The organism is Actinomadura sp. B10D3, assembly GCF_039871695.1.
In the GTDB taxonomy this organism is placed as follows: Bacteria; Actinomycetota; Actinomycetes; order Streptosporangiales; family Streptosporangiaceae; genus Spirillospora; species Spirillospora madurae.
On sequence record NZ_JBDPLY010000008.1, the window covers coordinates 128,746 to 140,750 of the forward strand.

Consider the following 12,005-nt stretch of genomic DNA (forward strand, 5'->3'; position numbering starts at 1 on the left):
TCAGAACACACCCCTATAGCGGACGGATTTCACTACGGTGTCCGATGCGACGGGGTAGGTGATCGGGACGTGGCGGGACCGGTGGGGATGCTGTTCCGGCGCGACCGGCTGACGGGCCAGGTCGCGGTCGGGCTCGTCGGCGTGCTCGTCATCGCCGCCGGCGTCTACGGGGTCGGCGTCGCCAGCGCCAAGTACCGCCTCGCCGACGTCGGCGCCTGGCTGGGCGCGCGGGGCAAAGGCCTCGCCGTGCACGTCAACGGCCCGGCCGGCAAGGTGGACGGCCGGGCGGCCGTGGCCCCGCAGATGCGCGGCCACAACATCAAGGTCGTCCAGGACGGCTCCACGGTGCTGATCGTCGACCTGGACACCGGCGTGGTCAGCCGGCTCGACCCGGCCCAGCTGGACATCGGCACGAGCCGCCCGCTCGGCGCGGGCCTCCAGGTCCTCGCGGGCGCGGGGAAGGCGTACACGGTCGACTCCGTCAAGGGCGTCGTCCAGCAGATCGACCCGGTGGCCCTGACCCCGGTCGGCGCGTCCGCCACGCTGCCGCCGGTCCTCGGCCAGGCGGGCATCGACGCGCGGGGCACCCTGTGGGTGCCGGTGTCGAAGGACGGGCAGGTCTCGCCGTTCGCGGACGGCCGCCTCGGGCCGCCCGTCCGGGTAGGCGGGCCCGGCGACGCCTCGGCGCTCACCATCGCGGCCGGGGAGCCGGTCGTCACGAACGCCACCGCCGCCACGGCCACCGTCGTCAAGCCGTCCGGTGGGCGGCTCACGCTGAGCCTGCCGACGACCGTCCGGCAGGCGGGACGCGGCGGCGTGCTGGCCCCGCCCGCCACCGACGGCGTGACCGTCCCGCTCCTGGTGCCCGGAACCGGGTCCCTCATCACCGTCGACACAGGTACCGGTCGCTACTCCAGCACCCGGCTCGCAATGCCGCGGCACCGCTACCGGGCGCCGCAGATGCTCGGCCCGAAGGTCTACATCCCGGACGAGACGGCCGGCGCCCTGCTCGTGTACGACGCCGCGGCCAACCGGTTCGAGGAGCCAGTCCGGGTCACCGGGCGGCGTGCCACGCTGGACGTCTTCGTCAAGGACGGGATGCTGTGGGCGCACGACCCGTCCGGTCCGCGCGCCGTCGTGGTCGACGAACGGGGCGGCCGCAAGAACGTCGACAAGTACAAGGACCGGGTGGCGGGCGGGCCGAACCGGCGCGCGATCCCCCTCCCCGGCGGAGGAGACGCCCCGCCGGCGGACGCCGGCCGTCCGCCGCGGACGCCCGCCCCGCCGCGTCCCGGGCAGCCGCCGGCGCCGCCGGGCAACGTGGCCGTCACCCCGGGGGCGGGCACGATGCGGATCGACTTCCAGCCCTCCCAGGGCCAGGGGATCATCGGGTACGTGCTCAAGGACGTCCCGTCCGGCCTGGCGGCGAGCCCGGCGGTGATTCCCCAGAGCGCCGGCCCGCTCACCTTCACGGTCAGGGGCGGCGACTGCGGGCGCGAGTACCGGTTCCGCGTCGCCGTCCGCTACCGGGACTCCCGGGGCCGGACGCGGGAGCGGGTCTCGGCGGCGAGCGACCCCGTCCGGCCGTGCGTGACCCCGGGCGCGCCGACCGGACTCGGCGCGCGGGCCACCGCGACCGGGGCCAGGGTCTCCTGGACCGCCCCGGCCGGCGCCTCCGCCTACCGGCTCAGCTGGGACGGGCCCGTCAGCGGCAGCAGGACGGTCTCCACGACGTCCGCGACGCTCGGCGACGTCGCGACGAACGGGTCCTACACCTTCACCGTCGCGGCCGTGAACGGCGCCGGCACCGGGACGACGGCGTCCGTGAACGCGACGCTGACCGGCCCGACCAACCGGTACCCGGTGGAACGCAATGAGAACTCCAATGCTTACATCAGGAACACACCGGACGCCAACAACGGCACCACCGTCGCCACCATGAAGGACAACAACGGCGAGATGGTGACCGTGCATTGCCAGGTGAAAGGCGCCTACTACAACAGGAACGCCACCCTCGCCGGCGATATGTACGTCCGGCTCACCTGGCAGGGGAAGACCGGCTACCTGATCGGCTACCTCGTCGACACGCCGGGGGAGTGGACGAGCTTCGCCGGGCCGCCGGTGTGGAAGTGCGGTTAGCCCTTCTTCGTCTTCGTCTTCGTCTTTCCCGGGCGGATGCAGGCCGGCTGCGACCATGACACGTCGGGCGCCTGGCCCTGGTTGAGGCGCAGCACCGCGCCGACCTTGAAGCAGTAGGCGACCTTGGGTCGCAGGCCCGGGATCGTCGCCGACCGCGAGCCGGCCTGGACCGACACGATCGGCCTCGACCCGGCCGGCTGCTGCTGGACGAGCAGCGGCAGTTCCCGCGCGGCGGGCGGCAGCGCCCACAGGAGCGCCGCCGTCCGCCCGACCGGCCGGGCGACCACCTTGCGCGGGCGGGTCGCCGCGAGCTGCGCGGGCGTGATCGGCTGCGGCGCGCCCGTGACCTGCCCCTGCGGGGCGGCCCGGGTCGCCGGTGCCGGGTCGGCGGGCTGCCCGCCCTCCCCGGAGCCGCCGTCCCCGGCGAGCGCGAGCGCCCCGATGCCGAGCGCGAGCCCGCCGGTGAGCGCGACGCCCGCCGCGACGATCAGGCCGCGGCGGGGACCGTCCTGCGGCCGGTCCTGGGTGATCTGGTCCGGGGCGCCGTGCGGCGTCGTGCGGGAGCCCGCGGGAGAGCCGACGGTGTGGGCCCCGCTCGCCCGGGGGTCGCCCGCTTCCGGTGCTTGCGGCCAGGCGGGCGCGGGTGCGGGCGCGGGGCGCGGGCCGTCCTGCGGGAGGAGCGCGTCCGGCGTCTGCGGCGGGAGGGCGCCCGGCGCCCACGGGGACGGCGGCTGCTCCGGCGGCGCGGCGGGCGCCTGGGGCGGCGCGGCGGCGGCCGGCGCGGCCGGCGGCTGGGCGGTGGGCGCCCACTCCGGCACGCGCGGCGGCCCCGAGGTGTCGGGGAAGGAGGGGCGCGGACCGGCCTCGGGGGCCGGCAGGGCGGACCCGCTGCTGTGCGGCACGTCCGTGACCGGCAGCCCCAGCTCCGCCTGCACGCGCTGGAGCGCCTGCGCGAACTCGACGGCGGTCGCGAACCGCTGCTCCGGCGTCTTCGCCATCGACTGCGCGATGACGTCGGCGACCTGCCGGGGGACGTCCGGACGCGGGATCGGCGGCGGCGCGTCGTTCAGGATCCGCAGCATCAGCAGCGCGATGCCCTCGCCGGGCGGGCCCTTGAACGCGGGCTGCCCGGCCAGGAGCTGGTACAGCGTCGAGCCGAGCGAGTAGATGTCGGCGCCGACGCCCGGGGGCCGGCCCTCCAGAACCTCGGGCGCGGCGTGGTGCGGGGTGAACGCCTGCGTGTGGGTCGCGTCGAACGAGTCGACCAGGCGGGCGATGCCGAAGTCGGCGAGCGCGGGCTCCCCGTACCGCGACAGCAGCACGTTCTGCGGCTTGACGTCCCGGTGCAGCACGTCGGTCTCGTGGGTCGCGGCGAGCGCGCCCGCCATCTTCACCCCGATCCGCAGCACCTCGGCGAACGGCAGCGGCCCCTCCCGCGCGAGCCGGTCGGTGAGAGCGCCGTGCTCGAAGTACTCCATCGCGATGTAGGGGCGGCCGGAGCGGGTGGTGCCGGTGTCGAGGACGGTCACGATGTTCGGGTGGCCGGAGAGCCGCCCGGTGATCTTGGACTCGCGCTGGAAGCGCCGCATCGCCGCGTCGTCGACGGCGCTGACCGACAGGACCTTCAGCGCGACCATCCGGTCGAGGCGCTCCTGGTGCGCGCGGTAGACGACGCTGAAGCCGCCCTCGCCGACCTGCTCCAGTACCCGGTAGCCCGGGACGTCCTCGGTCATGGGTCCGGGGATCCCTCTCCGTTGCTCGTCTCGTCCGGGTCGCGGCGGGGGCGCGATCATTCGATGTCCTGCGGCCCGGGGAGGTTCCCCCGGAGGTCAACAGCGTAGTACGGGGACGAATCAGACGCGGCTGGTCTCCGCGGATGGTCCCGCGCCGCCGTGGCCTGGCGGATGGCACGGAAATGAGATGACATTTCCATCGGCCTCGGTAATCATTGCGCCAATTCCGTTCGGTGGCCGCTTTCCGCGCCCTAACCTCGGGGTTCGCGACGAAGGAACGGCCCAGAGGGAGTGGCTCGCCGTGACGGACGATGTCATGACGAATCCGCGGACGGAAATGCCGCCGACGAAATCGGCATATGGCGACCTTGTCCGAATGGCTTATTTCGTTCTGCCGGGACGGGGCAAGCGCGTCTACCGGCTGGCGATCGCCCGCCGGATCGTGGACTCCACCGCCCGCGGCCCCCGCGACCGCTCCCCGGCCGGGCACGCCCGGCGCCGCACCCGCGTCCTGCGCCGGGCCATGCGCCCCTCCCGCCGGTTCCAGATCGGGCTCGGCCCGTGGCTGCGCGCGCTCCCCACCCGGCTGCCCGACCCCGCGCTGACCGCGGCCCTGTCCAAGCTCGAACCGCACGTCCGCGTCGCCTACGTCCTGCGGTACGTGGAGGGGATGCCCCGCTACGCCGTCCACGACCAGCTCGTCGAGCTCCGGGTGCGCGAGCCGTGGCCGGTGATCCGCGCCGCCGAGGCCGCCGTCGTGCCCGCCCCCCGGCGCGGCGAGGAGTTCGAGCCCGCGCTGCTGCGTCCCGTCCGCAACCGCTCGCTGCTGCCCGTCGCCACGGCCGCCGCCCTCACCGTCGCGCTCGCCGGCGCGCTGGTCATGACCGAGCGCTCCGCCCCCCGCGAGGCGCCGAGTGCACTGCGCGTCGTCACGGCGGCACCGGACGCCTGGACGCGCGGCGCGCGCACCCTCGACGTCTGGCCCGCCCGCGGCGACCTCGCCGGCGACCGGGCCTTCACCCGGCGCGCCGCCGCGGCGTGGGCCGCCGCCCCCGCGGACCGCCGCGCCTCCGGCGGCACCGCCCAGCTCCTCTTCGCCGGCCGCCTCGGCGGCGCGCCCCTCGCCGTGCTGCGCAGCGGCGGCCGGCTGGCCCGCTACACCGGCGGCCGGCTCGACGTCGTCACCGCCGGCACCGGCGCGTCCGCCCCGATCGCCCTCGGCGGCGGGCACTACCTCCTCGCCCCCTGGGACACCGTGCCCGAGAGCCTCACCGGGCGGCGGCTGGCGGTGTCCGGCGGGGTGACCGGTCCCGTCCGCCCGGAGAGCGGGTGCGGCCGCGGCCCCCTCTTCCACCTCGGCTCCCGGACGTTCGGCGACCTCGGCGCCCCGCGCGCCGCCGTCCTGACCTACCACTCGCCCGCCTACCGCCCCGGCGGGCCCGGCCGCCCGGCGCGCCTCGGCCCGGCGGCCCGCGACCTGTGGGACCGCGTGGCCTGCGCGACGCCCCGCCAGGAGCGGCCCGTCGCCGAGGCCATGGCGTTCGAGTTCTGGTCGGGGAGGCTGCCGCACGGCGGGAGGTCCGCGAGCTGGGCCTGCACCCGGCTGACGTACGCCGACGCGGGGACGGCCGCCGCCGCGACGCTCCTCGCGGCCGAGGACCGGGCCACCGGTCCCTGCGACGCGGACCGCCCGGTGAGCGGGACGTGGTGGCGCGCCCCCTCCGGCCGCTCGTACTACGTGGCCGCGGCCGGGCGGGGCCTCGTCCCGCACGCCGACGGCGTCCGCCGCACGACGACGCGGAAGCGCCTGCTCGTCGCCAAGGGCACCCCCGGATCGCGCGTGACCCTGACGGCTCGCTGACGGTGCCCCGGATCAGCGCCCGCTTACCCTGATCGGGCACACTGGGGGGAACCGAACGAGATTCAGGGAGTCGCAGATGGGCAAGGGGCCGCTCTCCGGAGTACGGGTGATCGAGCTGGCCGGGATCGGCCCGGGGCCGTTCGCGGCGATGCTGCTGGCCGACCTCGGCGCCGAGGTGTTCCGGGTGGACCGCGCCTCCGCCGTCCGGGACGGCGAGACCGCCGGGGGGACCGACTTCAGCAACCGCGGCAAGCGGTCGATCGCCGTCGACCTCAAGAACGAGCGCGGCACGGAGGTCATGCTCCGCCTGGTCGAGAAGTCCGACATCCTCCTCGAAGGGTTCCGGCCGGGCGTCACCGAGCGCCTCGGCATCGGCCCGGACGCCTGCCTCGCCCGCAACCCGCGCCTCGTCTACGGGCGGATGACCGGCTGGGGCCAGGAGGGCCCGCTGTCGCGGACCGCCGGCCACGACGTCGGCTACATCGCGATCACCGGCGCGCTGCACGCCATCGGCCGCGCCGGCGGCCCGCCGCAGGTCCCGATGAACCTGCTCGGCGACTTCGCGGGCGGCAGCATGTACCTGGTCGTCGGCGTGCTGTCGGCCCTCCTGGAGGCGCGGGCGAGCGGCCGCGGCCAGGTCGTCGACGCCGCCATCGTGGACGGCACCGCGCACCTGTCCACCTTCATCCACGGCTTCCTCGCGGGCGGCCTCTGGGAGGACCGCCGCGGCGTCAACATGCTCGACACCGGCGCCCCCTGGTACGACGTCTACGAGACCGCCGACGGCCGCCACATGGCCGTCGGCGCCATCGAGCCCCAGTTCTACGCCGAGTTCCTCCGCCTGATCGGCCTCGACGGCGAGGACCTGCCGGGCCAGCACGACCGGTCCGGCTGGCCCGCGCTGCGCGAGCGCTTCGTCGCCGTCTTCAGGACGAAGACCCGGGACGAGTGGACGGAGATCTTCGTCCCGAGCGACGCGTGCGTGGCCCCCGTCCTGTCCATGACCGAGGCCGCCGCGCACCCCTACAACACGGCCCGCGACGTCTTCCCCGACCTGGCCGGCCACCGCCAGCCCGCCCCCGCCCCCCGCTTCTCCCGCACCCCCGCCGCGACCGACGGCGTCCCCGTCCTGCCCGGCGGCCAGACGAGGGCCGTCCTCGACGACCTGGGCTTCGAGGACACCGACGCCCTCCTCAAGGAGGGCGCCGTCGCCCAGGCCTGACCCGGTCACCGGCGGGTGTCAGGAGGCGGCACGAGGCTCGAGGCGCGTGCCCTGGCGGAGGCCGATGGACATGATGTCGCTGGGCGCGTCCAGCTCCAGGCGGTGCCACAGGCCGCGCGGCACGATGAAGGCGTGGCCGGCGGGCAGCGCCGCCATCTGCTCCTCGCCACCCGGCTCCTCGGGACGCAGGTAGATCCGCACGCCGCCGGACAGGCAGCACACCGCCTCCTCGGCCGCCGGGTGCATCTCCCAGTGGTCGGCGTGGACGTCGGCGTCGGTCTCCACGTGGAACGTCGCGACGTGCCAGGAGCCGTCGCCGGTCGTCATGCGGCGCTCCGCGGCCCGGACGTCGCCGTCCGGGTGGAACGTGAGGCCGGAGGCGAACATGTCGATGGGGTTCATGAGCGTGTTCCTTCCAGTCGGTTCTCGCGATTCGAGGGGATGGACGGGGTCTGCGCCGTGCGGCGGGGGAGGGCCGCGGCGGCCGCGGCCGCCAGCAGGAAGAGAGCGGCCGAGACGGTGAGGGACAGGGCGTAGCCGCTGTTCAGAGCGGACTCGGTCGCGGCGCCGCCGGTGCGGTGCGCGGCGACGGTGGCGAGCGCGGCCAGGCCGATGCAGCCGCCGAGCTGGCGGGAACTGTTGAGCAGCCCGGAGGCCATGCCGGCCTCGCCGGGGGCGACTCCGGTGGTGGCCGCGACGGTGACCGGCGCCAGGACGAGGCCGGTGCCGACGCTGCACACCAGGGACGGGCCGAGGACGTCGGTGAGGAAGCCGCCGCCCGGACTGATCAGCGCGAACCAGCCGAGGCCCGCCGCGCCGAGCAGCGCGCCCGGGACGAGCGAGGCGCGCGGCGAGCGGGCCGAGGTGATCCGGGTGGCGGCCACGGAGCCCGCCACGAGCCCGGCCGAGAAGGGCAGGAACGCCAGGCCCGTCTCCGCGGCGCCCATGTGCAGGACCTCCTGCATGTACAGCGACACGAAGTAGAACGCGGAGAACTGGCCCGCGGCGGCGAGGAACACGATCACGTTTGCGCCGGCCACCCACCGGCTGCGCAGCAAGCCGAGGCGGACGAGCGGCGCCCTGACCCTGGACTCGGTGAACACGAACGCCGCCAGGAGGCACGCGGCGGTGGCGAGCGTGGCGAGGGTCGCCGGGGACGTCCAGCCGAGGGAGTCGGTGCGGACCACGCCGAAGACGAGGAGGCCGATCCCGCAGGTCGCGAGGACCGCCCCGAGGACGTCCGGCCGGTCGCGTCCCGCCGCCGCCCCGGCGGGGACGCCCGCGGGCACGAGCGCCAGCGCGGCGGCGACGATGGGCAGGTTGACCAGCATCACCCAGCGCCAGCCCGCGTACTCGGCCAGCACGCCGCCGGCCAGCACGCCGAGCGCGCCGCCCGCCGCGTTCACCGCGCTCCAGACGCCGAACGCCCGGACGCGGGCGCGTCCCTCGAACGTGGTGGTCAGCAGGGCGAGCGCGGCCGGCGCGACGGCGGCGGCGCCGAGGCCCTGGCCCGCCCGGGCGGCGATGAGCTGCCAGGGCGCCTGGGCGAGACCGCCGGCGAGCGAGCACAGGCCGAAGACCGCCAGGCCGAGGACGAACAGCCGGCGCCGCCCGAAGAGGTCGCAGGCCCGCCCGCCGAGCACCAGGAACCCGCCGAACGTGAGCGCGTAGACGTGCACGACCCACGACAGGTCGACGGGCGCGAAGCCGAGGGCCGCGCGGATCGCGGGCAGGGCGACGTTGACCACCGCCATGTCCAGGGCGACGACGAACTGCGCGATGCACGCGGCCGCCAGCACCACCCCAGGTCGAGAATTTTTGTACATGTAAGAAAAGTAACCCGGGACGCCGCCCGCTGTCGAGCCGGGGATGATGGACGCCATGCCGCGACAGACCGAACGGCGGGGCCGCCCGCCCCGCATCTCACGCGCCGACATCGTCGCCGCCGCCCGCCGGATCGTGGCGGAGGAGGGCGTCGGCCGGCTCACCATGCGGAGGCTGGCCGGGGAGATCGGCGGCACCCCGATGGCGCTCTACCACCACGTGCGCGACAAGGACGAGCTGCTCCTGCTGCTGGTGGACGACTACGCCGAGAGGAGGCTGCGCCGGCCCGAGCTTCCCGGCGACCCGCGCGAGCGGGTGGTCGCCGTCGCGGCGGCGATCCACGACTCGCTCGCCGGCATCCCGTGGATCGCCGAGGTCCTCACCGCCGACGACCTGATGTCGCGGTCGGCGCTGTGGTTCGTCGAGCAGATCCTGGACGGCCTCGCCGAGTGCGGGCTCACCCCCGAGCGGGCCGTGCACGCCTACCGGGCCATCTGGTACTACACCGCGGGGGAGATCATCGTCCGGGCGGCGGCGGCCCGCCGGCGGGCCCGGGACGACCGCCCGACCTACCGCGACCAGGTCTTCGCCGAGCTGGACCGGACGGAGCTGCCGCGGCTCGCGGAGGTCGCCCCGGACTGGGCGCCGCTGACCGCGCAGGACACCTACCTGGACGGGCTCCGCGCACTCGTCGACGGGCTCACCCGCGCATGACCGCCCCCTGGGCGGCCCGAACCGGGCGGTGCGGGTGCGTCCCGGCGAAGACGCAGGTCGGATGATGTGCGCGCCGAACCGATTGTGAATCGGCTGACAATCTCCCCGAGGTAACCGGCGGCCGGTCCACAAGACCGCGCCGGAAAGCGGCCGTACGTTGTGGGCACTCCACCCCGACCGTCACGACGCGCAGGAATGGCCGGACATCCGGCCGTTTCGTCGTGCCCGCATTAAGGGAGATGCCCATGCGTTTCAGACGGCTCCGCTCATGGGCGGTCACGGCCGCCGCGATGATCGCCGTCTTCGGCGCGCCGGTACCCGCCGCGCACGCGGAGATCAGCCCGGAGGGAGCGAACGACTGGAACTGCAAGCCCTCGTTCACGCACCCCCGTCCGGTCGTGCTGGTGCACGGCACTTTCGAGAACATGGCGTTCAACTGGCAGAAGCTCTCGCCCGCGCTGAAGAAGGCCGGATACTGCGTCTACGCCCTCAATTACGGCGGGCCGAAGGACGGCCCTATCCAGGGAATCCATGACATTCCCACCTCGGCCGGTGAACTGTCGGCATTCGTCGACAGGGTGCTCGCGTCGACCGGGGCGCCGAAGGTCGACATCGTCGGTCATTCGCAGGGCGGCATGATGCCGCGCTATTACATGAAGTTCCTCGGCGGGGCCGCCAAGGTGAACAAGCTCATCGGGATCGTCCCGTCCAACCACGGCACCAACATGTCGGGGCTGGTGGAACTCGGCAGCCTGCTCGGCATCACGCAGGCGGTCGTCCGGGCCGCGCCGGCGGCCGGCCAGCAGATCGTCGGCTCCGACTTCCTCAAGAAGCTGAACGAGGGCGGCGACACCGAGCCCGGCCCGACGTACATCGTGCTCGCCACCAGGTACGACGAGGTCGTCACGCCGTACACGTCGGAGTTCCTGAACGGCTCGAACGCCCAGAACGTGCTGCTCCAGGACAAGTGCCCGAACGACACCAACGCGCACGTCGGCATCGCCTTCGACCCGGTGATGATCAAGTTCGTGCTGAACTCGCTCGACATCTGGGGCCCGTACTGGCCCATCGACTGCGCGCGGCCGCTCGGCTGACGCGCCCGGTCCCGCGGCGCCCGGTGGCCTCGCCCTTTCACCACCGGGCGCCGCGCCTCCTCCCCGGAAACGCCCGTGCCCTGCCTGTCTCGTCGGCCTGTCTCGTCGGCCTGTCTCGTCGGCCTGTCTCGTCGGCCTGTCTCGTCGGCCGGTCGCGTCAGCCGGTCGCGTCCGCCGCGGCGTGCGACCAGATGCCGAGCGCGTCGTCGACCTGCTCCTCGGTGACGATCAGCGGCGGGATCATCCGGACGACGTTGCCGTACGCGCCGCAGGTGAGCAGCAGCAGCCCGCGCTCGGCGGCGGCCTTGTGCGCCCGCGCCGCGGCGGCGGCGTCGGGCTCGCCGTCCCGGGTGGTGAACTCGCTGGCCTGCATCAGCCCGAGCCCGCGCACGTCGCCGATCTCCGGGTGGTCGGCGGCGACCTTGCGGAGCCCGTCGTTCAGCCGCGCGCCCTGCCGGGCCGCGTTGCCGACGAGGTCCTCGTCGGCGATGACCTGGAGGGTGGCGAGCGCGGCGGCGCACGCGACCGCGTTGCCCCCGTACGTCCCGCCCTGCGACCCCGGACGCGCCTTCTCCATCAGCGCCGCCGGCGCCGCGATCGCCGACAGCGGGAACCCGCTGGCCAGCCCCTTCGCCGTGATCAGGACGTCCGGGCGCGCCGCGGAGTGCTCGTGCCCCCAGAACCGGCCGGTCCGCCCGAAGCCGGTCTGCACCTCGTCCATGATCAGCAGGATGCCGTGCCGGTCGGCGCGCTCGCGCAGCCCTTCCAGGAACGCGGGCGGCGCCGGGATGTAGCCGCCCTCGCCGAGCACGGGCTCGACGACGAACGCGGCGGTGTCGGCCGCGGGGCTGGCGGTGACGAGCAGGTAGTCCAGCTCGCGCAGCGCGAAGCGGGTGGCCTCCTCCTCCGACCAGCCGTACCGGTAGGCCTGCGGGAACGGTGCGATGGCGGCGCCCGGCATCAGCGGGCCGATCCCGGCGCGGAACTTCGTGCCCGCGGTGGTGAGCGCGGCGGCGCCCATCGTCCGGCCGTGGAAGGAGCCGTGGAAGACCACGATGTTCTGCCGCCCGGTCGCGTGCCGGGCCAGCCGGATGGACGCCTCGACGGCCTCGCTGCCGCTGTTGAGGAAGAACAGCGAGTCCAGGCCGTCCGGAAGGACGTCGCCGAGCGCCTCGGTGAGCCGCAGCAGCGGCTGGTGCATCACCGTCGTGTACTGCCCGTGGATCAGCGTCCCGACCTGCTTCTGCGCGGCCTCGACCACGCGCGGGTGGCAGTGGCCGGTGTTGGTGACGCCGATGCCCGCGGTGAAGTCGAGGTGCCGGCGGCCGTCGGTGTCGTACAGGTACACGCCCTCGCCGCGCTCGGCAAGGACAGGGGTGGCCTGCTTGAGCAGGGGTGAGAGCGTCGCCATGCGTCCC

Annotated in this window: 9 protein-coding genes; 5 read left to right on the top strand and 4 right to left on the bottom strand. The window is 74.7% G+C overall.

Annotated elements, in window-relative coordinates; genetic code table 11:
- The first annotated feature begins 69 nt into the window (after positions 1-69).
- Entirely contained in the window at positions 70-2,139 is a 2,070-nt protein-coding gene (locus tag ABGB11_RS15330; protein WP_347633109.1) for a fibronectin type III domain-containing protein, read from the top strand.
- On the opposite strand, the gene ABGB11_RS15335 is transcribed toward ABGB11_RS15330, so the two are convergent.
- The gene (locus ABGB11_RS15335; RefSeq protein ID WP_347633111.1) at positions 2,136-3,872 is read right to left on the bottom strand and encodes a serine/threonine-protein kinase; all 1,737 of its coding nucleotides are present in this window, start codon (positions 3,870-3,872) and stop codon (positions 2,136-2,138) included. The genes ABGB11_RS15330 and ABGB11_RS15335 overlap by 4 nt on opposite strands.
- A 376-nt stretch (positions 3,873-4,248) precedes the next feature.
- On the opposite strand from ABGB11_RS15335, the gene ABGB11_RS15340 reads away from it, so the two are divergent.
- Together ABGB11_RS15340 and ABGB11_RS15345 are read left to right on the top strand one after the other, a co-directional pair.
- A complete protein-coding gene (locus ABGB11_RS15340) occupies positions 4,249-5,733 on the top strand; it encodes a hypothetical protein (RefSeq protein WP_347633113.1) in 1,485 nt (494 codons plus the stop codon).
- Positions 5,734-5,809: 76 nt separating this feature from the next.
- A complete protein-coding gene (locus ABGB11_RS15345) occupies positions 5,810-6,955 on the top strand; it encodes a CaiB/BaiF CoA-transferase family protein (protein WP_347633115.1) in 1,146 nt (381 codons plus the stop codon).
- A gap of 18 nt (positions 6,956-6,973) precedes the next feature.
- Here the strand turns inward: ABGB11_RS15345 and ABGB11_RS15350 are convergent, their stop codons facing one another.
- Together ABGB11_RS15350 and ABGB11_RS15355 are read right to left on the bottom strand one after the other, a co-directional pair.
- Entirely contained in the window at positions 6,974-7,357 is a 384-nt protein-coding gene (locus ABGB11_RS15350) for a cupin (protein WP_347633117.1), read from the bottom strand.
- Complete coding sequence (locus ABGB11_RS15355; RefSeq protein WP_347633119.1) at positions 7,354-8,781, bottom strand: MFS transporter; 1,428 nt, start codon at positions 8,779-8,781, stop codon at positions 7,354-7,356. The genes ABGB11_RS15350 and ABGB11_RS15355 overlap by 4 nt, the downstream gene beginning before the upstream one ends.
- A gap of 55 nt (positions 8,782-8,836) precedes the next feature.
- Between ABGB11_RS15355 and ABGB11_RS15360 the strand changes: the two genes are divergently transcribed.
- Both ABGB11_RS15360 and ABGB11_RS15365 read left to right on the top strand, forming a co-directional pair.
- Positions 8,837-9,493, top strand: a complete 657-nt coding sequence (locus ABGB11_RS15360) for a TetR/AcrR family transcriptional regulator (protein WP_347633121.1) — start codon at positions 8,837-8,839, stop codon at positions 9,491-9,493.
- 245 nt (positions 9,494-9,738) lie between these two features.
- Positions 9,739-10,587: an alpha/beta fold hydrolase gene (locus tag ABGB11_RS15365; RefSeq protein ID WP_347633123.1), complete on the top strand. Its 849-nt coding sequence runs from the start codon at positions 9,739-9,741 to the stop codon at positions 10,585-10,587.
- 157 nt (positions 10,588-10,744) lie between these two features.
- On the opposite strand, the gene ABGB11_RS15370 is transcribed toward ABGB11_RS15365, so the two are convergent.
- Positions 10,745-11,998 (bottom strand): aminotransferase class III-fold pyridoxal phosphate-dependent enzyme, encoded by a 1,254-nt coding sequence (locus tag ABGB11_RS15370; RefSeq protein WP_347633125.1) that lies wholly within the window; start codon positions 11,996-11,998, stop codon positions 10,745-10,747.
- Positions 11,999-12,005: the final 7 nt, after the last annotated feature.

Bases quoted from the DNA above. Each gene is read 5' to 3' on its own strand.
- ABGB11_RS15360 (WP_347633121.1), top strand. From the start codon at position 8,837: ATGCCGCGACAGACCGAACGGCGGGGCCGCCCGCCCCGCATCTCACGC.
- ABGB11_RS15350 (WP_347633117.1), bottom strand. From the start codon at position 7,357: ATGAACCCCATCGACATGTTCGCCTCCGGCCTCACGTTCCACCCGGAC.
- ABGB11_RS15335 (WP_347633111.1), bottom strand. From the start codon at position 3,872: ATGACCGAGGACGTCCCGGGCTACCGGGTACTGGAGCAGGTCGGCGAG.
- ABGB11_RS15355 (WP_347633119.1), bottom strand. From the start codon at position 8,781: ATGTACAAAAATTCTCGACCTGGGGTGGTGCTGGCGGCCGCGTGCATC.
- ABGB11_RS15365 (WP_347633123.1), top strand. From the start codon at position 9,739: ATGCGTTTCAGACGGCTCCGCTCATGGGCGGTCACGGCCGCCGCGATG.
- ABGB11_RS15345 (WP_347633115.1), top strand. From the start codon at position 5,810: ATGGGCAAGGGGCCGCTCTCCGGAGTACGGGTGATCGAGCTGGCCGGG.
- ABGB11_RS15370 (WP_347633125.1), bottom strand. From the start codon at position 11,998: ATGGCGACGCTCTCACCCCTGCTCAAGCAGGCCACCCCTGTCCTTGCC.
- ABGB11_RS15340 (WP_347633113.1), top strand. From the start codon at position 4,249: ATGGCTTATTTCGTTCTGCCGGGACGGGGCAAGCGCGTCTACCGGCTG.